We start from the raw sequence: 25050 nt of genomic DNA, 5'->3' as shown, positions 1-25050 counted from the left end.
GAGAGAATTATGAATTACATTTCCCTGGAAGATTACAAGCGTAAGTGGATTTTCACCCACCAATCCATGCCTGTTTCAGAAGAAGACTATGAAGAAATCAAACCAATGGCTGAGGCACGTGGTGCGCAGTTGTGGCGTGATTTCATCAGCAACCAAAGCCCAACGCCAGATCACTTTGGTAAAGGCGACTGGGTTATCGCGAAAGACGTGTGGGAAAGCGACGTAAACTGGCAGAATGCGTGGGATGAAGAAGGTGATTTACCTGAAGAGATCGTGGCGCATTTTCCTTGGGAAGATAACAGCGTCGTCTACTTTTGCTATGACAAAAGCAATGTGATTGAAACACGCTGGGGTGTGTTCAAGAAGTACTGGAAAAACTTCCTGTTTTACGATGATAAGCCTTTGTTGATTGGCAAGAAGAAGAAAGAAACTGCCATGTTTGAACAAAACGGCTCAGTGAAACTGGGTAAAAGACCCTAGATAACGTCAGCGGTTGTTGCATTAACAACCTGAAAAAAACATTAAAAAAGGCAGAAAGTATCACTTTCTGCCTTTTTTCTATTTTCTACTTACAAAAGCGTTTAAAGCTTATTTGTAGAAAGCTTCAACTTTGCCTTTCAGAGTGATCAGAAGAGGCTGACCGCGACGGTCTAGAGCTTTAGGTGAAGGGATTTTGATCCAACCTTCGCTCAGGCAGTACTCTTCAACGTCAAAACGCTCTTTGCCGTTGAACATGATACCGATGTCGTATTGGAAACACTCAGCAACGTGGTGTGGGCTGCGTGGGTTACCAGACAGACGATCTGGCAGAGCTGGTTGCGAAGTAGTGTCGTTCATAATCTTGACCTGTAATAAGTAAAAAGCGCGTCATTGTAGTCTAGAACCAATCAAGACGCACTTTGAAAAAAACATGAAACTACACCAAATTGTTCACTTTAACGGCTTAGAACACTTCATTGCCTGACTTTTCACCGCGTTCAAACGCCTGAAGGTTAGTGAGCGTGGTTTCTGCAATGTTCCCAAGTGCTTCTTCGGTCAAGAAAGCTTGGTGACCGGTGAAGAGCACGTTGTGGCAAGCGGACAGTCTGCGGAACACATCGTCTTGAATCACATCGTTTGATTTGTCCTCGAAGAACAAGTCTTGCTCGTGTTCATACACGTCGATACCCAGTGCCCCGATGCGGCGACTTTTTAACGCTTCAATCGCATCTTGGGAATCGAGTAAACCACCACGGCTGGTGTTTATGATCATCACACCATCACGCATTTTGCCGAAGGCTTCTGCGTTCAGCATGTGGTAGTTCTCTTTCATCAGCGGGCAGTGTAGGGAAATAACGTGAGACTGTGCGTAGAGTTCATCCAAAGAGACGTATTTCGCACCCAAAGCAACTGCCTCTGGGTTTTCATACGGATCGTGAACCAGCAAGTTCATTCCCAACCCTTTCAAGATGCGAAGCGTCGCAATCCCAATTCGACCGGTGCCAATAATGCCAGCGGTTCGGTTGTGGAAGTTAAATCCGGTTAAGCCTTCAAGATTAAAATTCGCATCGCGTGTGCGTTGGTACGCGCGGTGAATATGGCGGTTAAGACTCAGCATCAAACCGACGGTGTGTTCTGCGATTGATTCTGGTGAGTAGGCAGGAACACGCATCACTTGAATGTTTAGTGCCTTAGCCGCTTCAACATCCAGTTTGTCGTAACCTGCACAGCGCATGGCTATCACTTTCACGCCATGACTGGAAAGCTCTTTAAGCACATTGGCATCAAGATCGTCATTCACAAACGCACAGACAGCATCGAAGCCTTGTAATAGTGCCGCGGTTTGCTCGGTTAAACGGAAATCGAAATAGCTGATGTCATGGTTAAACTTCGGGTTCATGGCATTAAAAGAAATTTCGTCGTAGGACTTTGCACTGAATACAGCCACTCTCATTGGGGACCCTCATTTTTGTAGTCGAAAAACTAAGTTCGTGAATAAACCGACATAGTGAAAATGTGGGCGAGGGTAGGGGATTCTTCAATTGTCGAGAATGCGAATTATTAAAAACTTAGTTTGACGTTTTGGCGAGGGACGTCCAAACATGGCGTGAAAATTGCTGCTAGATTTACTATTGCCGCTTGAAGAAAACTCAAGGATTAAAAGGACATACAATGAAACGAATCGCTACAGTGCTTGGTGTTGCGTTGGTGCTGAATGGTTGTACTTTCGCCACAAGCTATGGTGTTCACGGTGCGCTGTTTGAGGCTGAATCTAAGATTGTCAATTGCGAGCTTGAGTCGGCACTCGATACGTTACAACGGTTTACTGTGGTTGGCAGCAACAAAGAAAAAGGCATTGCGTTCGAATACATGGGTGTCGTTTACCAAGAGCAAATGGATCTTCAAGCCTTTAATCACACCGTTGACCGTTTCTTATTCAGTGAGATGGGAAGGGGCAAAAATCGTCAAGAAACCATTCGGCAATGGAACGAAAAAAGACGTGAAATCCGTGAGTTACGTGTCTACGAGCTAGGTAGAGCGGAGTGCGCAACGGACTTTGTGACAGCTTTATGACCAGAAGGTAGTGAAGTCGTGTGATATCGATTCCATGGTTGAACTTGGCTCGCAAAATTACTGCATCTCTTTATTTAATAAGGAAACTTTCTGGATAGCCTCACAGTTTTCTTATTCATCAGATACTAAATTAGGCCTCGTGTTCAAAATCAGTCAGTAATGCATGGCCGCCACTTACAGACTGATTCTGAACCAAAGACTTTCATTTCTTTCTGTTTGGTTTTATTCAACTGAAGGAAATTAATGAGAGGGCGGAGTTAAATCGCCGTCAGCTTAAAACACGAGGGAAACCAGTGTCGGTATTGGCCTATCGCACTGGTTTTTTTCATTTTAAGCACGAGTGAATTGACTTTCCCTGAAGAACAAAAAAGCGGCCATGGTTTGCCGCTTTTTTATTTCCACATTGAGGCTTAGCTACGAGTAGCGATAAGGCTTCCCAGCTTTCTCCATCACCCCTGCATACTCTTTGAATATCTCTATCACCCTTGCGTTACGTGGGCTGGTTTCAGCAACTTCGTCCCAGAATTTATAGCTTCAAGTTCAACCTGACGCCATTCATCATCTGGAATGGTAGTAAGCTGCATCTTGGTACCTTGGGTTCTGAGTTTCGCTTCGCCGCCCCAGTACCAGTGCTGACGATAGTAATGGGACATATCCATCATCATGTTAAACAAGACTTTAAGATGGTCTGGCAGTGCATCCCAGCGCTCTGAGTTCGCAAAGAACGAACCACACCACGCCCCTGAAATGTTATTGGTCAGGAAGTAGTTGGTTACATCAGCCCAGCCAACGGTGTAGTCTTCGGTGATGCCTGACCATGCAATGCCGTCCAATTCGCCCGTTTGCACCGCCACTTCGACATCTTCCCAAGGTAAGGTCACAGGGATTACGCCGAAGCGCGAAAGGAAACGACCTGCAGTCGGGAAGGTAAATACACGCTTACCTTTTAAGTCTGCCAGGCTACGAATGGGATCCACGGTTGCGAAATGGCAAGGATCCCACGATCCTGCGCTTAGCCATGTCACGCCTTTTACTTCGCCGTATGCTTCTTGCCAGATTTCCTTGAGGCCGTATTCTTCAAACAACACTGGCACATCAAGGCTGTAACGCGTAGCGAAAGGGAAGTAACCGCCAAATACTGAGATATCAACGGGGGCTGCGATTGAGTCATCATCACTTTGAACCGCATCAATGGTGCCTTTCTGCATCGCGCGGAACAACTCACCCGTCGGTACAAGTTGGTCTGCGTAATACAGCTCGATCACCATTTCACCGTTTGCCGCGATGTTGAAGGCATCAACAGCAGGTTTGATAACGTGTTCTGCCAGTGCTGGGCCCGCATAGGTTTGTAGTCGCCAGCGAATTGGCTCTTTCGCTGAGACCACGGCAGGTGCACCAAGAATGGCGGTTGCACTACCTGCACTGACCATACCGGCTTTTTTCAAAAAGTCGCGTCTATTGCTCATAACGGTATCCTTATTCCACGTAACTGTGAGTTTGGGTGTTTGCATCAGTTCATTGAAAAGATGCTTCCTTTTTCCGTCCTAAATCTGCATCCGCTATCGGCTGTAATGCCAATCAGGCAGCCACAAGGCGACTTGTGGGAAAGCCATAACGATTGCCAGCGCGCAAATCATAATGAGTACAAAAGGGACTATGGATCGATAGATGTCGCTCAGTGACACTTCTGGTGGTGCCATCGCGCGCATCAAAAACAGGTTGTAACCAAATGGCGGCGTCATGTATGCGATTTGGCAGGTGATGGTGTAGAGCACGCCATACCAAATCAGGTCGAAGCCGAGCATTTTGACCAAAGGCACATAAAGCGGCGCAACGATAACCAGCATCGCCGTATCGTCTAAGAATGTGCCCATGATGAGATACGAAAGCTGCATCAGGATCAGGATTTCCCATGGCGTTAATCCCAAGCGATCGACAAAGAAGGCTTCGATCGCTTTAACGGCTCCGAGCCCGTCAAAGACTGCGCCAAAACATAGCGCAGCGAGAATAATCCACATGAACATACAGCTAACCGCGAGGGTTTTACGGAGCGTGTTCTCCATCACCTCTTTCGTCAGTCGCCGTTTGATGATGGCGGCAAGCGTCGCTGCTGTGGCACCAACCGCGGAGCTTTCAACAAGGCTGGTGATACCCATCAAGAAAAGACCTGTCATTGAGAAGAAGATCCCCAGAGGGAGAATGCCCGCTTGCAGCAACTTGAGCTTCTCTGCAAACGGCACATTACGCTCTTCTTTGGAAAGGGCTGGACCAAGATGAGGCTGCATTTTACAGCGCACAACGATGTAGATGATGAACATGGTAGCCATCAGCAGACCAGGGAAAACGCCTGCAAGCCAAAGCTGTCCAACAGGCTGACGCGCAATCATGCCGTACAGAACCAAAACGACGCTGGGCGGGACAAGGATCCCGAGCGAACTACCGGCCTGTATTACGCCCGTGACCATGATTTTGTCGTAGCCTCGCCTCAATAGCTCAGGAAGCGCAATACTGGCACCAATGGCCATACCTGCCACGCTCAAGCCGTTCATTGCTGAAATAGCCACCATCAAGAGAATCGTGCCAATGGCGAGGCCGCCATGAATTGGCCCCATCCAAACATGGAACATCTTGTAAAGATCGTCGGCTATCCCTGATTCAGACAGCATGTATCCCATGAAGATGAAAAGCGGGAGCGTCAGCAATGGATACCACTTCATCAGCTTCATCGCTGCGCCAAATGCTATCTCTGAGCCGCCATCGCCCCAAAGCAGCAAAGACGCAATGACTGCGACGGCCCCAATAGCCGCAAAAACCCGCTGACCCGTTAAAAGCATGATCATCATGCTGGAGAACATCAGAAGGGCAATCATTTCATAACTCATTGCACGTCCTCCTGTTGGTCTCTAGGCATGCGCAAACGGGCGATGTCTTTGAGCATGACCGCCGTTGCTTGCAACAACATGAGGAAAATAGCGATGCACATGGTGACCTTGATTGGTGCCATGTAAGGACGCCATGCTGAATAGCTTCGCTCGCCGTACTCCAACGCATAGGTGGTGCTGGAAATGCCGCCGTAAAGTAAAACGCCGAGATAGACGATCAAGAAAAGCACGGTAAAACAGTCAACCAGCCTTTTCGTGCGAGGCTTCCAACTGCCATACATCAAATCCATCCTAACGTGGCCGTTGAGCTGCATGGAGTAGGGGCCACCTAACATGTAGTACGCCACCATCACAAACTGCGCCATTTCAAGCGTCCAAAGAGAGGGGAGAAAGAAGGTTTTGGTGATGGATGAGTAAATCAAAATGCCGAGCATAGCGAAAATCAGATACATCGCGAATCGACCAACGTAGTAGTTAATCGATTCGACGAATCTGACGTAGGCTGCGAGCGCGGATGGCAAATACGCTAAGCTGCCATCGTCTTCGGGTCGCCTGGAGTCCATATCGTTACACCTGTCCTTTTAAGAGCTTGCTATTCCACACTATTCACTGCTTTGCCTGCGCGAGAAAATCGAGCATCCAGCGAGTGACATCGTCACTGTCTGTGGTTTGTTTCAATGAATCTTGTCCTGCGTTGATAACACGTTCAGGAATTCGATCTCGCCGCGATTCCATCAAATCAAATGAATAAGCGCGGCTGAATTCGGGATGCCCCTGAATCGCAAGAAAGTGGTTGTCTACGGTAAACATGCCGATAGGGCAAAAGTCACTGCTGGCAAAGGTTTGGCTGCCTTCTGGCAATCGAGAAACCTGATCTTGATGACTGACAACCAAGGAAAACTGTCCTTTGGTGTTACCCATCCAATTGGCCGACTGAGTGAAGTCGCTGGTGGCAATACCCACGCCCCAACCATTCTCCGAGCGTGTGACTTCTCCGCCGAGGGCTTGCGCCATCATTTGGTGACCAAAGCAAATGCCTACGGTGGGGATTTTGTTGTCGTAAAGCTCGCGAACAAAGGCTTCAAACTGCTTAATCCATGGGTGGTCGTCATACACGCTGTATCGACTGCCTGAAATGATGTAGCCATCGTTTTCAGCCAGATCCACAGGGTATTCAAAATCCATCACGCGGTAGAATCGCAACGTGAGTGAGGGATCTGCATTTAGCAGGATCCCCGCGAACATATCCGGGTAGTTTTGATGCTTTTCCTGCAACTCAGGTTTCACATCATCACAAAGTAAAATGCCAATGCGCATAAGGCCTCGCTATAAACCTTTTCCGTGTACGGCATCGGAGAAAATCTGGCTGTATTCTTCAGGGGTGAATGGGATCGGATTTCCGCCTGCAGACGGGTCACGACTCGCCATGTCGCCAATAAGTGCGGCCTCACTGTCATTGATATTGATTTCTGCCAATGTGTGAGGAATACCAAGACTCGAGCGCAACGACAGCACCCAATGCAACACGGCATCGGTTCCCGTCCCTTCCAATGCTAAGTAGCTGGAAAGACGCATCATCTTTTCTTCTATCTTGGTGCGATTGGCGTTTAACACATAGGGCATCAAAATGGCATTCAGCAGCCCGTGGTGTGCGTTATAACGTGCGCCCAGACTGTGCGCGATTGCGTGCATGGCACCCAACCCTTTTTGGAATGCGGTTGCGCCCATGCTTGATGCGACGAGCATTTGCATGCGTGCATATTTATCTGCGCCGTTTTGGAAAACGACCGGCAAGAAGTTGTTCACCAAACGAATGCTTCAATCGCAATGCCTTCCGCCATTGGGTGATAACTTGGCGAGCATAATGCTTCGAGGCTATGGGACAGAGCGTCCATGCCAGTCGCGGCGGTGATATGTGGAGGCAAGCCGAGGGTCAACTCTGGGTCAAGTATGACCTGTTTGGGCAACATGTCTGGGTGGAAGATGATGATTTTTCGCTTTTCATCTTCATTGGTGATCACTGATGCTCGGCCGACTTCTGAGCCAGTACCAGCAGTGGTTGGCAGCGCAACAACAGGTGCAATTTTGCTTGCATCTGCGGCCGTCCAGTTATCGCCAATATCCTCGAAATCCCACAAAGACACATCTTGTCGCGCTGAAAGTGCAATGGCTTTGGCGCAGTCCAATGCTGAACCACCGCCGAGCGCGATCACGCCATCATGGTTTCCATCCACAAAGGCTTTGTTTCCCGCTTCAACATTTGAACCAGTCGGATTGCCTTGCACATCGCTAAACAGAGCAATCGCCAAACCTTGATGCGAACACATTGACCGCGCTTGCTCTGTCATCGGCAACTGCGCAATGCCTGGGTCGGTCACGAGTAAAGGACGTTTGATGCCGAGCGATTCGCAGGTGGTCGGCAATTGGCTTAACGCGCCCACACCACAAGACATGGCGGTAGGGTAGTTCCAGAGAGAAATAGACATGTTTCGCTCCTAACCGTGCTTAATATGGAAAGATTTAGGACGAGTAAGATGTTCAAAGCCGATTTGAGAAAGCGTACAGCCGCGGCCACTGTTTTTAACGCCAACCCACGCGAGTCCAGGATCAAGATAATCACAGCGGTTGAGAAACACGGTTCCGGCTTCCACGCTGTCGGCTAACCGTTCACCTTCGTCAATATCTTGCGTGAATAGCGCAGCGGTTAGGCCAAATTCGCTGTCGTTCATCAGCGCAATGGCTTCGTAGTCGTCTTTGACTTTTTGAATGCCGAGCGCAGGGCCGAAGGTTTCTTCTGTCATGACACGCATTGAATGGTCAACATCAACCAAGAGTTGTGGCGCGAGGTAAGGCGTACCTAACTGGTTACTTTTAAAATGCTGGGAAGAGATGAGGGCTTTGGCGCCTTGTCTTATGGCTTCATCCACTTGTCCACGAACGAAATCTGCTGAGCTGTTCGAACCAAAGGCCCAAGATTGGTTGATGTATCATCAGGACGTCCAAGTTGATACTGATTCACTAGCTCAACGGACATATCAACGACGTCGTCATAGATGGACTCGTGAACGTATAAGCGTTCCATGCCGCAACAGGATTGGCCTGAGTTGAAAAATGCTCCGTCTATTACGGTTTCTACGGCTTGTTCTATGTTGGCATCGGCACGGATGTAAGCGGGGTCTTTGCCGCCAAGCTCAAGACCTGCACTGATAAATCGTCCTGCGATAGCCTGTTCAACCACTTTGCCGCCCGGTACTGATCCCGTAAACGCCACATGGCGAATCAGATCATGTTGCATCACCTTTTCAGTATCAGCGTGCGTGAGGTGAAGATACTGGAATACGCCCTCCGGCAAACCAGCTTCCTGAAATGCTTGTTGTAAGCGTTCGGCGCAAAGCGGTGTTTGAGCAGAATGCTTCAGAATTACGGTGTTGCCAGCCAACAGAGCCGGCATGATGGCGTTAATCGCCGTGAGGTAAGGGTAATTCCATGGCGCAACGACAAATACCGTCCCCAATGGGACACGCTTGATATAGCGTGTAAATCCCGTTTTCTCGGGTAAGTAAATCGGAGCTAAGGCTTCAGGCGCGATGTCTATCATGTGCATCGCACGCTCAACAAACCCTGCAATTTCGCCCGGTGCTTGCGAAACTGGACGTCCCATCATCCAACAGATTTCTTCAGCGATTTCGGTTTGGTGAGAGACGAAACATTTCACCGCTTCTCGACAAAACGACTGACGCACTTCTAACGGCTGATCTTGCCAAGCGGCCTGCGCACGATGCGCGGCACCTAATACGCGATCAATCTCTGAGGGCGTGGCGAAATTCCTTTCCACGTACACGCTGCCATCGACAGGTGTAATCGTTTGAAAACGTTCCATGTTGATGTCCTAAATAATTTCGAAGTAGCGGTCGAGTTCCCAGTCCGTAACGTGCTTTCTGAACTCTCTGTCTTCCCACTCACGAGATGCGGCGAAGTGTTCTACGAACGCGTCACCCAGCATGGCTTTGGCCGCTTCAGATTGTTTGAAGGATTGGGCAGCTTCCCAAAGTGTACGAGGGAGCTGTAACGCTTCATCGTGCGTCATGTCGTACGCATTGCCTTTGATTTGCGCATGGGGCTCTAACTTGTGCTCGATACCGTATAAGCCAGAGGCAAGTGCTGCGGCCAATGCCAAGTAAGGGTTGGCATCGGCTGCTCCCAAACGATACTCAATACGCTGAGATTTGTCTGAACCGGGGATGACGCGAAGTGACGTTGTGCGGTTTTCTACACCCCAAGTGGCATCTGTGGGTGCCCAGTAGCCGGGGATCATGCGTGTATAGCTGTTTACCGTCGGCGCAATCATGCAGAGGAACTCGGGCATGAGAAGCTGCTGACCCGCAAGAAAGTGGCGTTGAACGTCGCTCATGTTGAGTTCTGCATCTTCTTTGAAAAATGCACTTTTCCCCGTCGCCTTGTCACGCAGTGAAATATGGATGTGACCACTTTGGCCGGGGTAATCGTTGGTCCACTTCGCCATGAAGGTCGCCATCATGTCGTTCTTCTGAGCGAGGACCTTCATGTAAGTTTTGAACAAAGCCGCTTTGTCGGCTGCATTTTTCGCACCATCCACCGCGATAGCAGCTTCGATGACGCCTGGGCCTGTCTCGGAGTGAATACCTTCGATGGGGAAATCCATGGTTTCACCCATGTTCAAAATCGCTTTGTACAATCCTGAGTAGGTTGAGTTTCGGATCATCGAATAGCCAAACCAATCTGGCGTAATGTTCTTTAAGTTGCGAAAACCTTTTTCACGCGCTGAGTGCGGTGTTTCATCGAAGATAAAAAACTCGTACTCAAAGGCAGCGAAGGCATCAAAGCCCATGTCTGCAGCTTTGTCTAAAACGCGGCGCAGTGTCGCGCGGGGACAAACGGATTCTGCTTCACCTTCAAATTCTGCGATAAACAGCACCATGCCGTCCTCATCGAGCACATCTCGGCAAGTATCAGGGAGAATACGCACAGGTGCATCAGGGTAGCCGGTGTGCCAACCTGTGAATTTTGCGTTGTCATAGAGTTGGTCTTTTACGTCCCAACCCAAAACGACGTCACAAAAGGCAAATCCACCTTCCAGAGAAGAAAAGAATTTCTCCTTGGACATGTATTTGCCTCTCATGACGCCGTCGTTATCGAATAGGCCAACTTTAACGTGAGTGAGCTTTCGTTCTTCCACAATGGCTTTGGCATCCGCCACTGTTTTTACTTCGCGCGCATCCATATTCGCTCCTGCGTCTTTGGTTTCCCTGAGTGAGAGTCAAATTTGTGGTGACTGGCTGAGTTAGAAAACGCAGTACCATTACCAAACGATAGTCGAAACAGGCTGAAGCACATTGCTTGGTACCAGAGTCTGACGATCGGTAACGAACTGATGAAATTAAGGTAGGTGAGGGAACAAAAAATCTGCCACAACAATCACGCTGTGTAAGACACTACTATCAGCAAAATTAATAGTGTGAGTTTAGGCGTATTTACCGATACGGATTTTCTCGTTAAGCCAAGGGTAATGCTGGCGAACCTTGGCCAGAAAGTGTTGGCGCAGAATTTTACATGCCCCGTCTGCGAGCTTTTCTGGCAACTCTCCGAGCTCGTTTCTGCGTGAAATGAGGGTTAAGTAGCGAAAGAAAGTGTCTGATTCTGGGAGAGAAATACAGCTAAGTTGATGGCGAAAAACTTCGCCTTGCATCAGGCACAGCGGGGTGGTCAGCGTCCAACCTAACCCTTGTGAAACCGCAGACAACACTGCGAAAGTATTGTCGAACTGCATACGATTTGGCACTTCGAGACCTTGTTGGTGAAGATATGTCTCGATGCTTTGGCTAATGAGGCTCTGTTCACTGTATCGCACCATATCCAAGTGTTTACTTAATGCGAACAGGGATTTGCACACTTCAGGAAACTTATTGGCGTAAGCGCGGGGAAGAACCAGCACGAAGGGCTCTTTCAGTATCTGATAGCGCTTTAAGTTGTCTTCTTTCTCCAGCACATCATCAGAAATAATAATATCTGTACTACGACTCAACAGCCCGTGCTGATGGAGGTGTGAGTAGCCTGTCATCATCGACCAGTTTTCCGTGTGGCTTTTGATAACGTCAATTAGAGGCTTTCCAACGGTCGCTGCCAGCGAGTCCACCATGGCGATTCTCACTAAGTGCAAGCTATCAAAACTGCCGCGAGAGATAACGCGCTGGGTTTTGTTTGCCTGCTCGAGAAGGTGCTCAGATTGGTCGTAGAAGTAACGACCTGCGACAGTGAGGGCAATGGGGCGGACGCTTCTATCAAGTAGCTTTACACCAAGGCTTTCTTCGAGGTTACTGAGGATTTGTGATACAGCGGATTGCGAGAGATTAAGCTGTTGGGAGGAGACGGTCATGTTGCCTGTTTTTGCCGTGGTGACGAACACATCCAACGCTTTTAAATCAAACCCCAGAGACCGCATGCCTATCTTCCTTGAATCAACAACTCTTGATATTTAGCGTAGTCATTGATTTACAAGGACGAAAAAAAGAGCCGCAAAAAGCGGCTCTTTCATTTGATGCTTACAGACACTATCGAGTGAGGATTTCTTCAGCTTTTGCTAACAGCTGCGGCAGCGCGATGGTACTGGTTTCTGCAATCGCGCGCTGTTCGTCTAGCACTTCCTGAAGGATCTCTTGCGTCGTCAGCGGATTTGCGAGCACTACGCGAAACACACTGGTCGCTTGTCGACCATATTTTTCAGGCTTAAGCGTGGTGCGCGACACGAAGGTGTTGCCTGCTTCACGTTGACGCTTTTGGATGAAAATGGTGAGGTCATTCAACAGTGCGTTGAGTTGTTCAACGTCTTCAGGCGTTGCTTGCGCCAAGGCTTTTTGAACTGCGTCAGGCGCATAGCGATAGGTGAGCAGGCAAAGCTCAGGCTCAGTCACCAATTCAAAATCATTTCGGTTGGCGACCAAGTTGGAAAAGTAGCTCGCTTTTTCTACGCTTTGGTCGATAAGCAATTCATAACCTTCTCGACCAATGATATTAAGGCAAGCAAACAGCAGCATTGCCATACCACTACGAGAACCCTCTAGAGTGTGGCTACCCAGATCTTTTGAGCCTTTTCGCAGGATGTAATCCGCATGGTGTTCGATGGCAGACACCTGTGAAGGGTCTTTGAAAATCACCATTCCCGCACCCATAGGAACGTAAAGCTGTTTGTGCGCGTCGATAGTCACTGAATCTGCACGCTCAATGCCTTTCAGTTTTGGACGCTGATTGTTCGACATTAAGCTCGCGCCGCCCCAAGCTGCATCGACATGGAAATGCATGCCTTCACGCTCTGCAATGTCGGCCATGGCATCTAGAGGATCAATATTGCCTGTCTCTGTGGTGCCAGCGACACCAACTAAGGCAAACGGCTTCACGTTGCGTGCTTTAAGCTCGGCAATGGTTTCTTCTAGCTTATCCAGTCGAATTCTGTTGTTGGCATCCGTCGGCACTGCAACGAGTGATTCTCGACCTATGCCTAATACGTCCGCGGACTTTTTCAGTGAGTAATGTCCACGTTCAGACACCAAAATTGCTAGGTCATCATAGCCATAGTACTTCATGGCACGAAACAGACCCTCTTCCGCCACGCCTTTGAAGTTGTCATCTGGCTTGAGTGCGCTGTTTCTTGCCACCCAAAGTGCGGTGATGTTAGCGATGGTGCCACCGGAACAAAATGCACCCAGCGAATGATGAGCACTGTGCATACAAGATTCGTAAAACGTCTCTGGCTGCGAATAAATGAGTTTGTGCAGCATGCCAAGCACTTGTCGCTCAAGGGGCGTAAAGGCTTTTGATGTTTCAATCTTCACCGTGTTCTGATTCAAGCCAATCATGATTTTTGATAGTGGCATCAGAAAATAAGGAAGGGCGGACGTCATGTGCCCAATAAAGCGCGGTGAGGATGTATGGACAGATTGAGAAACCAATTTATCGAGCAGGAACTCTGTGTGGTCTGAAACGAATGTTGGCTGCTCAGGGATCGCGGGGTTACTGAAGTCCTTTTCGATATCAGTCAGCGAGCGATCAGTCGCCGCGATATGGTCTTGCAAGAAGCGATTGAGGTTTTGCGAAATCGCCTGCTCGATGCTTCCTAGTGTTGAATTCGGGGCTTCTGGAACCGTGAAAATGCGTTGAAGGCTTTCTAAAGACGCCTCTGCCTTCTTTGTATCTCTAACCATCCGGGGTACGTTCTCAAAGAGTAGTGCGAAAGAATTACACGATGGGAGCCGATTATTCAACTCAGAATTGATAAGGGTACTGTCTAAATATCAGTGGATTAAACGCTGAATTGGGAAAAGCAGCAGGGCTATGCTGCTTTTCCTAGGGGTAAATTACGCAGATTTGTCGCAAGTGGTTTCGGCCAATTTTTGCATTTCGCCGTTGTATTTTTGCAGCGGTACTTCAATTTCTTTTGGATGACTGAGCAAATCTGCCAATGCCGAACGAAGGTCGTAGTTGCCTTTGTGCGCTTCCCCTTGGCGGAAGTTAAACACTTTCTCTGCTTGAGGCGCGAGAGGTGTGCTGGATTGGCTTAGTGCTTTCACGTCTTCTTGTGTCAGGTTCAACCAAGACTCAACCGGTGCGTCGAAATTCAGCTTGCTTGGATCATTCTCCAAGTAATAATCGAACGCTGCTTCGTTCAGCAAGAAATGGTTGCGGCGACCGTCCAAGAACCAGGTTGCAACACTTTGAAGTTTCGCGTCTTTTTGGATTGATAAGTCTACGAGGCTTTCGTACCAGTTAATCGAGGCATCGATGTAGTTATGATACTTCTGAGAAGCACACAGTGTATCAATATCGTTGATGTCTTTAGCAAACGCTACGCCGGGTAAGAGAAGAGTAAGAAAAATATAGGCTGAACGACGCATTACTTAAATCCTTTTGAGTCGGAAGTTTATTTTCCGGCGATGTGGGCGCGGAAGTTTTTTATAGCTGTAATGGTAATGTTAGTGAGATTGGAAAGAAAACAAAAATTTTGCGTGAAATTAGCAAATTGAGGCAGTCCACACTTTCCAACAGTGAGTTTACGTGTGGACTGCAAATGTCTCGTCATTGGACGGGATTGTGCTGAGTTAAATCTCGATGCGCTTTTCCGTCTCCCTATCGAAAAAATGGATGTTTTTGTCTTCAATGGTAAGGGGTAATGTAGAGCCATCTTCGACATGAACATGTCCTTCAAGACGAAGTGTCATCGTCAGAGAAGTACCCGATAAGGTGCCATAGACCAAGAGATCCGCGCCGAGCGATTCAGTTAACGTCACATCCATGGAAAGTAATTGTGATTCCGGTGATTCTGCAATCTGCAAATGTTCAGGACGAAGGCCGACGTACGCAGGTCTATCGGCAATGGTTGTTTGTCCGAGCACACTGTCGTTTTCCAGTTTGAGGAAACCATCTTCGATTGAAACCGGCAGAATGTTCATCGAGGGACTGCCGATAAAGGTGGCCACAAAAAGAGATGCAGGGCTGTCATACACCTCTAGCGGGGTGCCAACTTGTTCGACATCACCACCATTTAGTACCACCAATCTGTCTGCTAGCGTCATGGCTTCAACTTGGTCATGCGTCACATAGATAGATGTGGTATTCAGCGTGCGCTGTAACTTTTTGATTTCGAGGCGCATTTGCACACGAAGCTTGGCATCAAGGTTGGACAAGGGTTCGTCGAACAAAAAGGCTTTTGGTCGTCGTACTATTGCACGTCCCATTGCAACACGCTGACGTTGACCACCAGACAACTGAGACGGTCTGCGTTGCAGCAAGTGGTCAAGTTCGAGCATTTTGGCGACGTCTGTGACCGTGGTTTCTATCTCATCTTTGGGTACACCACGGTTTCGAAGCCCGTAGGCCATGTTGTTGAACACTGTCATGTGCGGATAAAGCGCGTAGTTTTGGAACACCATGCGATATCTCGCTCGCCGGGTTCTTTTTCATTAACGCGGTCGCCGCCAATATTGAGCGTCCCATCGCTGATTGTTTCTAAACCCGCAATCATGCGTAGCAGTGTCGATTTACCGCATCCGCTCGGGCCAACGAGTACAATCATTTCTCCATCATCAATATCTAAATCCACCCCGTGTATGGCCTTAAAGCCGTTCGGGTAGACTTTCTTAATTTTTTCTAGCGTCATTGTTGCCATTCACGTGTCCTCTGTGAAAAGAGCGGTTTCCATCTCTTATTTTTCTGTCTCTACAAGGCCTTTGACGAAAAGTCTCTGCATCCCTAATACCACGAGCACGGGTGGAATCATTGCCAACAGTGTTGTGGCCATGACTTTGTTCCATTCCACTTCACCGTCACCAACCGCCAGCATGCGTTGAATACTCATGACGATGGTGTAGTAATTGTCATCCGTGGTGATGAGAAGCGGCCATAGATACTGGTTCCAGCCGTAGATAAAAGTGATCACGAACAAGGTGCAATGTTGGTGCGTGATAAGGGAAGCAAGATGTCGAAGAAGAACTTGATGGGGCCGGCTCCGTCGATTCGTGCTGCTTCCAACAACTCTCCTGGGACGGTGAGGAAAAACTGCCGGAACAAAAAGGTTGCGGTTGCACTGGCAATCAACGGAATGGTTAACCCCGACATGGTATTCAGCATGCTTAAATCAGCGATGACTTGGAAGGTCGGCATAATACGCACCTCGACAGGCAGCATTAAGGTCATAAATATGACCCAGAACGCGAGCATTCTGCCGGGGAAGCGAAAGTACACAACCGCATAGGCTGACAAGATTGAGATCGAGAGTTTGCCGAACGCAATCCCTAACGCCATGAGCGTCGAGTTCCATAGCATGCCCGCAACGCTGATGTTCAGCTCACGTGACGTGCCTTCGGTGAGTACTTCATTGAAAACATCAAAGCCTTTATCGCCAAACCAAAGCGGCGTCATACCGCTGACGAACTCTTTGCTGTCGTGTGTTGCCGCAGTGAGCGCAAGCCAAACGGGCAGGGCAACCGCAAGTACACCCAAGATTAAAATTAGGTGACTGAAAAGGGTAAGTAGTGGGCGTCTTTCTACCATCAGTAAGCCACCTTCTTCTCAACATATTTAAATTGAACGACGGTTAACGCGCCTACCAAGAACATCAGAAGCACCGATTGTGCAGCGGAAGAACCAAGGTTCAGTCCCACGAACCCGTCGGAATACACTTTGTAAACCAAGGTAGTGGTTGAATCGCCGGGGCCGCCTTGCGTCATGGCGTGAATAACACCAAAGGTATCGAAGAAGGCGTACACCAAATTCACCACTAAGAGGAAAAAGGATGTGGGTGAAAGAAGCGGGAAAATGATGGTGAAAAAGCGCTTAACAGGCCCCGCGCCATCGATGGCAGCGGCTTCAATCAAGGAGCGTGGAATGGATTGCAGTCCCGCTAAGAAAAACAGAAAGTTGTAGCTGATCTGTTTCCATGTGGCGGCAACAATCACCATAAACATGGCATCGCCACTGTTTATAAAAGGGTTCCAGCCAATGCCAAGTGCCGCCATTCCATGCGCCAAGACACCGACTGTTGGATTAAACATGAACAGCCATAAAACACCGGCTACGGCTGGAGCAACCGCATAAGGCCAAATCAATAGTGTCTTGTAGGCTGTTGCGCCTTTAATGGCATGGTCTGCCATGACCGCTAAAAGCAAAGAAACACAAAGGCTAATCCAGCGACAGCAAAACTAAAAAAGAGGGTGGTGCCGAAGCTCGAAAAATAGGTGCTGTCTTGAAGGAGTTCGAAGAAGTTCTCTAAGCCGACAAACTCGGTACTCAAACCGAAAGGGTCTTCAAGCAATGCGGATTGCCATACAGCTTGTCCTGCAGGCCATAAAAAGAAGATGAATGTGATAATTAGCTGTGGAGCAAGCAGCAACACAGGTAGCCATACATTATGAAAGACGGGTTTGTTGTCCATAACAACCTGCTTTAAACGAAAGAGAGAAAGGGGCGGTGAGACGCCCCATAACAACCCAAGCAACCTGCACGCATGTGCCTTCAAGCTGATTGGGTGTGTCGTTTACTTATTTGTTTGCTTTCGCAAATTTTGCTAGAAGTGCATTGCCGCGTTCGGTGGCTTTATTCAGTGCATCTTGCGCACTCGCTTTACCTGCCCAAACATTCTCAAGCTCTTCGTTGATGACATCGCGGATTTGCACGAAGTTACCCAGACGGATGCCTTTAGAAGCCGGCGTTGGTTCAACAGACGTCATTTGCGTAATTGCTACGTCAGTGCCTGGATTCTTGTCGTAAAAACCTTGCTCTTTGCTCAAGTCATACGCGGCATAGGTGATAGGCAAGTAGCCAGTGAACTGGTGCCAATCTGCTTGAATCTCTTGGCCTGACAGGAATTTGAAGAACTCAGCGACGCCTTCATAATCCTTTTTGTCGTGACCTTGCAGAACCCAAAGGGTTGCACCACCAATGATGGAGTTTTGTGGCTGTTTGATTTTCGATTCCCAGTAAGGAAGCTGTGCTACCCCAAACTCGAAGTCTTTCACATTGCCTTTGATGCCGGCATAAGATGCGGATGAATTGATGTACATGGCACATTCGCCACTGTAAAACAGCGGTGCGCTGTCAGAGCGGCGTCCACCGTATTTGAACGTACCGTCTTTCTGCCATTCTGCGAGTTGATTGATGTGATCGACAAAGATCTTGTCGTTGATCGTTAGCTTCGCGTCAGTGCTGTCAAAGCCATTGTTGGCAGTTGCAATCGGCGCGTTGTGTCTTGCACCGAAGTTTTCAATTTGTGTCCATGACTGCCAACCTGTGGTGAAACCACATTTCGCTCCATTTGCTAGCAGTTTGTCGGCGACTGCGTCCATTTCTTCCCATGTTTTTGGTGGCTCTACACCTGCTTTTTTCAGCAGATCTTTGTTGTAGTAAAGAACGGGAGTCGAACTGTTAAACGGCATTGAAAGCATATTGCCGTCGCTGTCGGTGTAGTAACCGGTGACAGAAGCAAGGTAGTCCGCTGGGTTGAATTCGGTTTTGGTATCCGCCATCAGCTCATACACGGGGTAAATAGCACCTTTGGCGGACATCATGGTTGCCGTACCCACTTCGAACACTTGAACAATTTCTGGCTGTTGCTTAGCCCTAAATGCGGCAACTGCACCTGTCATGGTTTCTGTGTAGTTCCCTTTGTAAACGGGCTTGACGACGAACTCAGTTTGGCTGGCATTGAATTTGTCAGCGATCTCATTCACTTTTTCGCCGAGGTTGCCACCCATGGCATGCCACCATTCAATTTCGGTCGCTGAAAGGGCGGGTCCTGAAAACGCCAGTGAAAGAGAAGTAAGTAAAGCTATGTTGCCCAGCTTCATAGATAACTCCTTGTAAGCCTGTTTTTATGCAGTTAATTGGTTAGTTTCTAACGAGCATATATATGTTCGAGTGAGCACTATAGAGTGTTTATATGAGCGCAATGTTACAATTTTGTTATAACACCGCTACAAGGAAAGTGTTACGTGCACAGATCACGATGTGGATAATTTTGCGGACAAAAAACGGGTTTCTTAAAAACTAGATGCTTGAGAAAAGAGCGAGATAGGAGGAATGAGAAAGTTGCTGGAAATGTGAACTAACCAGCAACTTTCGTTAGGGGCTGTCAGAGTTTATCGGCAAGCACTGCTGCGCGGATATGGCGCATGGTTTCGTTAATGTCGACGTTGTCGTTTTCGTAAAAGCGGGAGATGACATCAAACATGGCGATTTGAGACGCACGCCCAATCGCCATATTATGCGAAAGGCTGGCTACGAGGTTATCTGTAGCAGCAGCGCGCAAAAAGGCTTCCATAGATTGCTGTGCGCACCCATCAAAGTCAGTCATGTCCATATCAACGCGAACCGGGATCGAACCTTTTGTTAGGTTGAATTCCTTCTGAAACTCCGGCTCTAAGATTAACGTCGCCAGTGCTTTCTGAGATTTGATGGTGTCTGGGTCGCCGTTTTTGAAAAACACGAAGCTATCAACGTTGAAAGAAAACTGATTCGCCGTTCCCGGCGCAGGAATACAGACATAATCTGTGCCTTCCTGTTTCTTCGCAGCAATGAACTCGCCTTTCGCCCAGTCGCCCATCATTTGCATGGCCGCTTTGCCTTCTATGACCAAAGACGTGGTGTCACTCCAGTTTCTCCCCGGTGCATCGGCGTCTGTGTATTGTTTCATGCGGCGGAAGATCTCAAGCGACTCACGCAGTTTGTCGCTCGACAACGCTTCTGAGTCACCCTCTATAAACGCTTTTCGGAATTGGTCTGAGCCCATGACAGCGAGAGCGATAGATTCAAACAGGGTAGTTTCCTGCCAAGGCTCGTTACCCAAAGCAAGGGGAATGTAGCCTGCAGTTTTTATCTTCTCCGCAGCGACGAAGAAATCATCCAATGTTTCTGGCAGTTTTGCGCCAGCTTTCTCGAAGATTTCCGGGTTTGCCCAAAGCCAATTAACGCGGTGAATGTTAAACGGCACAGCCACAAACTTATCGTTGACCTTTAAATAATCCGCGACACGGCTTGGCACCAATCGGCTCCAACGCTGTTCCTCAGCAATGTCATTGAGGTCGGTAAGAAAGCCCGCTGTGCCCCATTCTTGGATCTCCGGCCCCTTAATTTGCGCGACATCCGGTGGATTGCCCGAAAGGGCGCGGATACGCAATGTGTTGGTTGCGCTTTCACCAGCTAGGCCCGCAACCGCGAAGTCCTTCCACGGACGGCCTTCTTCTTTCATTTTTTGCTTCAGAGAATCTACAGCGGCCGCTTCGCCGCCACTTGTCCACCAGTGAAGCACTTCAAGTTCTTGGTTATCTGATGCGAATACAGGAAATGCAATGCTCAGCGTCAGTAACAATGGCTTAAGATTCATTGCTATACCTTGGGAAAAGCTATGTCGATTTGTAGACCGCTGCTCGGTCGGTTGGACAAAATAATCTCACCACCGTGTGCACGAATAATGTTCTTCGCGATACCTAATCCAAGGCCTGTGCGTGAAGGTCGGTATGAAGGCGGAAGTAAGGGTCGAAGACCTTCTTTAAGTACTCTTCTGGAATACCTGGGCCATTATCGATAAGCGTGATGTCGAGAGACTTATCGCTGTCATGGATGTACACCGTGACTTCATCGCCATATTTCACGCCATTGTCGACCAAGTTGGTCAGGCAGCGTTTGAAAGCCAACGGCTTACAAGAGAACGCTTGTTTTTGGACACCACGAATAAAGACGCGCTCACGTTGTTGGTTGTGAACTTCAGCAATGCTGTTCAGTATCTGTAGAACGTCTAATTGCTCGACATTCTCATGGATATCCGTGTCTTTTACGGTCTGAAGTGCGCCTTTTACCATGATTTCAAGCTCATCCAAGTCTTTGTTTATCTTGGCAGCTTGCACTTCATCATCGATCAACTCAGCACGAAGGCGTAAGCGGGTGATCGGCGTTTTCAAATCATGAGAGATAGAACCAAACAGTTTCTCTCGGTCATGCATATAACGTTGAAGACGCTTTTGCATTACGTTGAATGCTCGGGTCACGGTAGCAATTTCTGAAGCACCTTCTTCAACCAGTTGTGGTTGTTCAATGTCAGTACTTAATTTGTTTGCTGCTAACGCAAGACGCTTGAGTGGGCGCGTTTGGTTTCGGATCAGCGTGTATGTGAACAACAAGAGAAGGGTTGTGATCACGCCGAGAAAGACAATCTGGTCGGTATTTACAATCTCATTATCTAGGGTGACGTACGGTGCAGGAAGTACTGCGGCCAGATATACCCATTGCTCTTTCGCTAATTCAATTTGAACCACCAAGATTGGTGGGTTCAGAGGTTCCATTGTCAGCGTATGGTGCGCCCAAGACTTAGGAAGGTCTGACAGCAGAAGGTTGTTGTTTAACACGCGCAGTGTTTCAGGCTGAGAAAACTCCACCAACACGTCTTTTACGTTTGGCAGTTTGCGTTCAAGCACCTGTTTAATCGCAGAGACAGCTTCTTCTTTCGCTGCATTCTCAGGAATCGGATCGATGCGGATTTCTTCTTTATTAAAGGACACGAAGAAGCGCGCACCACCCATGTTTCTCAATTGGTCGAGCGCGATGTGTCGGTATTCCACAGGCAGTGATTGGAAGAATGCTGTGGTAGAGGCAAACATCTCCGCCATGCTTTCAGAGGCTGCGCGTAAACCGTCGATCTCTCGCTCTTTAGATTGGGTATACCAGTAAACACTGGCGATACCTTGCGCGAGGATCACGGAAAGGACGGTAAGGACAAGCGTTCTCGATAACAGAGAACGCGGCCAGAAGTAGTGCTTGAAATTAAGATTCATAGGTAATGTCTGCTACGAACATGTAGCCGTTGCCGCGAACCGTTTTAATGATGGTGGATTGCTTACCGTTGTCTTTAAGGCGCTGACGTAGGCGGCTGAGTTGCACATCAATACCACGCTCCTGAGGTTGTGCATCGCGCCCTCGAATGGCATTAGAAATAGCATTTCTATCCAGCAAGGTTTGCGGGTTTTCAAGAAACAGCATCAGCAACGCGAAATCTGCCGAGGTCATCTCGACTTCTTGCCCCGTAACCTGATGGTTCAATCGCTGAGTGACGGGATCCAAACGCCATTGTGCAAAGCGAATAGCCTTGGGCTTGGACATGGTCGTTTCTTGAAGTTGTTGCGTACGGCGGAGTAGGGCGCGAATACGTGCAACCAATTGACGCGGGCTGAAAGGCTTAGCGATATAGTCGTCCGCACCCAACTCTAGACCAATGATTTGGTCTGTTTCGTCGGAAACCGCCGTCAACATGATGATAGGTACGCTAGAGTCTTGGCGAACGTATTTACACAGCGTAAAACCATCGTCGCCAGGCAGCATGATGTCGAGAAGAATAAGGTCTGGGTATTGAACGGCCAGCTTGGCTTTCATTTCTAACCCATTTTGTGCTGTTGTGACGTCGTAACCTGCTTTAGACAAGTATTCTTGTAGCAGTTCACGGATCTCCAAATCATCGTCAACAACCAAAATCCGCTTCTGATTTAGCATGCGGAGCATTCCTCTTATTCTTTTCAGTAATTGGCATATTATCTTTGAGAATAAAGTGCAGTGCTAGCGTGAGAGGTGCATTTTGCTTAATGGAAGTCAAAAACTGACGAGTTAGGTGATTTCAGCATCAAAAAAGCCCCGCGAAGAGCGGGGCTTGTTCAGTTTTGTGTTTACTTGCTGGCTTTGATTGCTCGGCTGATACACCAAGCCGCTCCGCCCCAAGTGATGCCGAAACCAATCAGCATCATGATGATTGCGCCTGTTGTCATGCGTTAGCCTCCTCAACTTGTGCTGTTTCTTTCGCTGGACGTGAAGCCACGTTAACAACGATACCGACGATTAGCAGTGCTGCAGTGACACCCCAACCTAGCAGCATTAGGTCGCTTTGTGCGTAGCCGCCGTAACCTTCGCGGAAAGTGTTCAGCAGGTTGGTGCTTACGATCCACGCCAGCATCAATGGGCTCAAGAAACGAACACAGATTTCCAGCCAGATACCTACAGAGAACTCTGAAACACTGTTAACGTGCGCACGGATGTCAGAGGTTTTGATCAGCCAGCCGATGATAATCAGTTCAACCAGACAGCTACCCAGCAGTGCAACGTTGTTCATGAAGTAGTCAACCAGATCAAGCAGCAACAGACCGCCATTCGTTGCGAACGCCATGGATACAACGAAACCTACACCACATACGACTGACGCTGCTTTCTTACGGCTTACGTTCAGCTTGTCGATGATCGCCGACGTTACTGCTTCAATGATTGAGATGTGAGAGCTGATACCCGCAACTGCAAGAGACAAGAACAGCAGTGGGCCTAAGATATAAGGTGCAGGCAGCAAGTTAATCGCCTGTGGCAGAGTAACAAATGCCAGACCTACGCCCGCACTGACGACTTCTGTCACGGCTTTACCTTGCTCTTGGGCCATGTAGCCAAGGATAGAGAAGATAAGGACACCGGCCATCATCGAGAAGCCACAGTTAATCAGAACCGTCATACAAGCATTGTTGTTAACGTCTGATTTAGATGGCAGGTAGCTTGAGTACGCCAACATGATTGCGAAACCTACAGACAGGGTAAAGAAGATCTGTCCGTAAGCGGCTGACCATACTTTCGCATCGCCCAGTTTACTGAAATCAGGCGTGAACAGGTAGTTCAGACCATCTACTGCACCTGGCAGGAAAGCAACACGTGCGATCAGAAGAAGAATCATGATGAACAGTAGAGGCATCATGATCTTGCTTGCACGTTCGATACCGCCTTTTACGCCGGTAAATACAGCGGCAAAGGTAATTGCCCAAGCCAGAGCAAGCGGCAACGCAATGTGCCATTGGATGCTACCCAGTTTGCTCGGAGAGTTGTCACCGCCTAATTGCAGGTACTCACCAAAGAAGAAGGCGTTAGTGTCTGCGCCCCAGCTTTGTGTAAATGAGAAACCAAAGTAAGAGAACGCCCAGCCGATGACTGCCACGTAGTAAACTGCGATTGTCGCCGCAATACCTACTTGGAACCAACCCAGCCATTCATACTTGGTGTTGAGTTTTGAGAATACAACCGGTGCAGAGCCACGGAACTTATGGCCCATGCCAAATTCCATGATCATAAAAGGAATACCAGCGGTCAGCATGGCAAAAAGGTAAGGGATAAAGAATGCACCGCCGCCGTTTTCGTACGCCATATAAGGGAAACGCCAGATGTTCCCCAACCCGATAGCGGAGCCCACTGCCGCGAGGACAAAACCTGCGCGAGAGCCCCATTGTTCTCTTTTCATAACTTCTCCTTGTTGTTGCTAACACCAGTCCATGGTGACTCAGCGCAAAGCGCATCATTTCGCAGAGCGTGAGTGATTGTGCTTGGGTTGTTGGCAGTATGTTTTTTTTGTGTTTCTGCCTGCTAAACACATTGGCTTCGTGGTGTTAGGTCAACCTTGTTGTGTTTGGAATTGTTCCCTTACTGATATGCAATATATTCATCTACAAGTAAGGTTGATAGCAGAGTAAGCGTTGGTTATTGACAAATCAATAGCAAGAATCTCTCACCTTTATACTGAACTAAGGGAGATGATGTTAATAAAACGTTCTTGTGCGAACTATTCTAAATGTAAATGGAATATGTATGGTGTATTGCGCTAATTAAAATATTTCGCTTGGTGAAATGTAGTAATTTCACTTCAACAGCCAACTGGGTGAAAAATGCACAAAAATGCGTTTTAGTTCGAATTTTTGATTAAGTGCTCAAAATTACATCAGTAGGTAAGAATGAAGGTGCAAAAGTGTGAAGGCTGTTTGTCTGAGCATAGATTTTTGTGCATTGTAACTCGCTAAATAATAATGAGAAAAAAGTGAATATATTTAGAGGTCAAAATAAATGTGCCTGTTAATTGTTTGTGAAAATAGGTGCGGGTTTCTATATTTTTCTCACCACATAAATGGTGTTTTTAGGTGCTTAAACTTGAAGTGATATTTCGCTCATTATGCGGTGTAACACTTTGTGTTCTGGTTATTCATTACGACAGTTTTTCTAGTCAAAGATTCTGATAAGTACTGGTGTGACTGGC

Annotated in this window: 18 protein-coding genes and 6 pseudogenes; 2 read left to right on the top strand and 22 right to left on the bottom strand. The window is 48.1% G+C overall.

All coding sequences use genetic code 11. The features are described from left to right. Nucleotides 1-9 precede the first annotated feature (9 nt). The gene (locus ATN88_RS16790) at nt 10-480 is read left to right on the top strand and encodes a DUF2947 domain-containing protein (RefSeq protein ID WP_067418442.1); all 471 of its coding nucleotides are present in this window, start codon (nt 10-12) and stop codon (nt 478-480) included. Between the two features lie 108 nt (nt 481-588). Here ATN88_RS16790 and ATN88_RS16785 read toward each other — a convergent pair whose 3' ends face one another. Beyond that, a complete protein-coding gene (locus ATN88_RS16785) occupies nt 589-837 on the bottom strand; it encodes a DUF3297 family protein (RefSeq protein ID WP_067418439.1) in 249 nt (82 codons plus the stop codon). 106 nt (nt 838-943) lie between these two features. Further along, nucleotides 944-1933 (bottom strand): 2-hydroxyacid dehydrogenase, encoded by a 990-nt coding sequence (locus ATN88_RS16780; protein WP_067418437.1) that lies wholly within the window; start codon nt 1931-1933, stop codon nt 944-946. A 218-nt stretch (nt 1934-2151) separates the two neighbouring features. Between ATN88_RS16780 and ATN88_RS16775 the strand changes: the two genes are divergently transcribed. Further along, on the top strand, nt 2152-2553 hold the full coding sequence (locus ATN88_RS16775) for a hypothetical protein (RefSeq protein ID WP_067418434.1): 402 nt from the start codon (nt 2152-2154) through the stop codon (nt 2551-2553). 479 nt (nt 2554-3032) lie between these two features. On the opposite strand, the gene ATN88_RS16770 is transcribed toward ATN88_RS16775, so the two are convergent. From ATN88_RS16770 to ATN88_RS16685, 20 genes and pseudogenes are all read right to left on the bottom strand, one after another. Further along, complete coding sequence (locus ATN88_RS16770; RefSeq protein WP_232313347.1) at nt 3033-4019, bottom strand: TRAP transporter substrate-binding protein; 987 nt, start codon at nt 4017-4019, stop codon at nt 3033-3035. A 93-nt stretch (nt 4020-4112) separates the two neighbouring features. After that, nucleotides 4113-5435: a TRAP transporter large permease gene (locus tag ATN88_RS16765; RefSeq protein ID WP_067418431.1), complete on the bottom strand. Its 1323-nt coding sequence runs from the start codon at nt 5433-5435 to the stop codon at nt 4113-4115. Next, entirely contained in the window at nt 5432-5998 is a 567-nt protein-coding gene (locus ATN88_RS16760) for a TRAP transporter small permease subunit (protein ID WP_067418429.1), read from the bottom strand. Before ATN88_RS16760 ends, ATN88_RS16765 begins: the two co-directional genes overlap by 4 nt. A 43-nt stretch (nt 5999-6041) precedes the next feature. Next, on the bottom strand, nt 6042-6752 hold the full coding sequence (locus tag ATN88_RS16755; RefSeq protein WP_067418427.1) for a glutamine amidotransferase-related protein: 711 nt from the start codon (nt 6750-6752) through the stop codon (nt 6042-6044). A 9-nt stretch (nt 6753-6761) separates the two neighbouring features. Next, a pseudogene (locus tag ATN88_RS16750) lies at nt 6762-7921 on the bottom strand (iron-containing alcohol dehydrogenase). A gap of 9 nt (nt 7922-7930) precedes the next feature. Continuing rightward, nucleotides 7931-9315, bottom strand: a pseudogene (locus tag ATN88_RS16745) (aldehyde dehydrogenase family protein). Nucleotides 9316-9324: 9 nt separating this feature from the next. Then, nucleotides 9325-10695, bottom strand: a complete 1371-nt coding sequence (locus ATN88_RS16740) for a glutamine synthetase family protein (RefSeq protein ID WP_067418425.1) — start codon at nt 10693-10695, stop codon at nt 9325-9327. Nucleotides 10696-10935: 240 nt separating this feature from the next. After that, on the bottom strand, nt 10936-11913 hold the full coding sequence (locus ATN88_RS16735; RefSeq protein WP_067418423.1) for a LysR family transcriptional regulator: 978 nt from the start codon (nt 11911-11913) through the stop codon (nt 10936-10938). A gap of 109 nt (nt 11914-12022) precedes the next feature. After that, nucleotides 12023-13669, bottom strand: coding sequence for a pyridoxal-dependent aspartate 1-decarboxylase PanP (panP, locus tag ATN88_RS16730; protein ID WP_067418420.1), 1647 nt, complete (start codon nt 13667-13669; stop codon nt 12023-12025). Nucleotides 13670-13822: 153 nt separating this feature from the next. Then, nucleotides 13823-14359, bottom strand: a complete 537-nt coding sequence (locus tag ATN88_RS16725; RefSeq protein WP_067418418.1) for a hypothetical protein — start codon at nt 14357-14359, stop codon at nt 13823-13825. A gap of 204 nt (nt 14360-14563) precedes the next feature. Then, entirely contained in the window at nt 14564-14914 is a 351-nt protein-coding gene (locus tag ATN88_RS28955; RefSeq protein WP_408607713.1) for a TOBE domain-containing protein, read from the bottom strand. Between the two features lie 291 nt (nt 14915-15205). Continuing rightward, nucleotides 15206-15537, bottom strand: a pseudogene (locus tag ATN88_RS28950) (ATP-binding cassette domain-containing protein); the annotation flags it as partial. Between the two features lie 129 nt (nt 15538-15666). Next, a pseudogene (gene ugpE / locus ATN88_RS16715) lies at nt 15667-16514 on the bottom strand (sn-glycerol-3-phosphate ABC transporter permease UgpE). Then, nucleotides 16514-17394, bottom strand: a pseudogene (gene ugpA / locus ATN88_RS16710) (sn-glycerol-3-phosphate ABC transporter permease UgpA). Before ugpA ends, ugpE begins: the two co-directional pseudogenes overlap by 1 nt. A gap of 106 nt (nt 17395-17500) precedes the next feature. After that, nucleotides 17501-18805 (bottom strand): sn-glycerol-3-phosphate ABC transporter substrate-binding protein UgpB, encoded by a 1305-nt coding sequence (gene ugpB / locus ATN88_RS16705; protein WP_067418416.1) that lies wholly within the window; start codon nt 18803-18805, stop codon nt 17501-17503. Nucleotides 18806-19089: 284 nt separating this feature from the next. Continuing rightward, a complete protein-coding gene (locus ATN88_RS16700; RefSeq protein ID WP_067418414.1) occupies nt 19090-20340 on the bottom strand; it encodes an ABC transporter substrate-binding protein in 1251 nt (416 codons plus the stop codon). A 2-nt stretch (nt 20341-20342) separates the two neighbouring features. Next, a pseudogene (locus ATN88_RS16695) lies at nt 20343-21784 on the bottom strand (ATP-binding protein). Then, a complete protein-coding gene (locus tag ATN88_RS16690; RefSeq protein ID WP_067418524.1) occupies nt 21774-22496 on the bottom strand; it encodes a response regulator in 723 nt (240 codons plus the stop codon). Before ATN88_RS16690 ends, ATN88_RS16695 begins: the two are co-directional and overlap by 11 nt. Before the next feature lie 170 nt (nt 22497-22666). Next, nucleotides 22667-22765, bottom strand: coding sequence for a MetS family NSS transporter small subunit (locus ATN88_RS25865; protein ID WP_157490740.1), 99 nt, complete (start codon nt 22763-22765; stop codon nt 22667-22669). Then, a complete protein-coding gene (locus tag ATN88_RS16685; protein WP_067418412.1) occupies nt 22762-24264 on the bottom strand; it encodes a sodium-dependent transporter in 1503 nt (500 codons plus the stop codon). The genes ATN88_RS25865 and ATN88_RS16685 overlap by 4 nt, the downstream gene beginning before the upstream one ends. Between the last annotated feature and the right edge of the window lie 786 nt (nt 24265-25050).

The organism is Enterovibrio coralii (genome assembly GCF_001559595.1).
Classification (GTDB): Bacteria; Pseudomonadota; Gammaproteobacteria; order Enterobacterales; family Vibrionaceae; genus Enterovibrio; species Enterovibrio coralii.
The sequence above is the reverse complement of the archived record's forward strand: the minus strand, read 5'-3'. Positions and strand labels throughout refer to the sequence as shown.

Excerpts from the sequence above, each read along its gene's own strand:
- ugpB (WP_067418416.1), bottom strand. The coding sequence starts at position 18,805 with ATGAAGCTGGGCAACATAGCTTTACTTACTTCTCTTTCACTGGCGTTT.
- ATN88_RS16765 (WP_067418431.1), bottom strand. The coding sequence starts at position 5,435 with ATGAGTTATGAAATGATTGCCCTTCTGATGTTCTCCAGCATGATGATC.
- ATN88_RS16740 (WP_067418425.1), bottom strand. The coding sequence starts at position 10,695 with ATGGATGCGCGCGAAGTAAAAACAGTGGCGGATGCCAAAGCCATTGTG.
- ATN88_RS16725 (WP_067418418.1), bottom strand. The coding sequence starts at position 14,359 with ATGCGTCGTTCAGCCTATATTTTTCTTACTCTTCTCTTACCCGGCGTA.
- ATN88_RS16755 (WP_067418427.1), bottom strand. The coding sequence starts at position 6,752 with ATGCGCATTGGCATTTTACTTTGTGATGATGTGAAACCTGAGTTGCAG.
- ATN88_RS25865 (WP_157490740.1), bottom strand. The coding sequence starts at position 22,765 with ATGACAACAGGCGCAATCATCATGATGCTGATTGGTTTCGGCATCACT.
- ATN88_RS16770 (WP_232313347.1), bottom strand. The coding sequence starts at position 4,019 with ATGAGCAATAGACGCGACTTTTTGAAAAAAGCCGGTATGGTCAGTGCA.
- ATN88_RS16790 (WP_067418442.1), top strand. The coding sequence starts at position 10 with ATGAATTACATTTCCCTGGAAGATTACAAGCGTAAGTGGATTTTCACC.
- ATN88_RS16785 (WP_067418439.1), bottom strand. The coding sequence starts at position 837 with ATGAACGACACTACTTCGCAACCAGCTCTGCCAGATCGTCTGTCTGGT.
- ATN88_RS16775 (WP_067418434.1), top strand. The coding sequence starts at position 2,152 with ATGAAACGAATCGCTACAGTGCTTGGTGTTGCGTTGGTGCTGAATGGT.
- ATN88_RS28955 (WP_408607713.1), bottom strand. The coding sequence starts at position 14,914 with ATGAACATTCTGCCGGTTTCAATCGAAGATGGTTTCCTCAAACTGGAA.
- ATN88_RS16780 (WP_067418437.1), bottom strand. The coding sequence starts at position 1,933 with ATGAGAGTGGCTGTATTCAGTGCAAAGTCCTACGACGAAATTTCTTTT.
- ATN88_RS16700 (WP_067418414.1), bottom strand. The coding sequence starts at position 20,340 with ATGAATCTTAAGCCATTGTTACTGACGCTGAGCATTGCATTTCCTGTA.
- ATN88_RS16760 (WP_067418429.1), bottom strand. The coding sequence starts at position 5,998 with ATGGACTCCAGGCGACCCGAAGACGATGGCAGCTTAGCGTATTTGCCA.
- ATN88_RS16685 (WP_067418412.1), bottom strand. The coding sequence starts at position 24,264 with ATGAAAAGAGAACAATGGGGCTCTCGCGCAGGTTTTGTCCTCGCGGCA.
- ATN88_RS16690 (WP_067418524.1), bottom strand. The coding sequence starts at position 22,496 with ATGCTAAATCAGAAGCGGATTTTGGTTGTTGACGATGATTTGGAGATC.
- panP (WP_067418420.1), bottom strand. The coding sequence starts at position 13,669 with ATGGTTAGAGATACAAAGAAGGCAGAGGCGTCTTTAGAAAGCCTTCAA.
- ATN88_RS16735 (WP_067418423.1), bottom strand. The coding sequence starts at position 11,913 with ATGCGGTCTCTGGGGTTTGATTTAAAAGCGTTGGATGTGTTCGTCACC.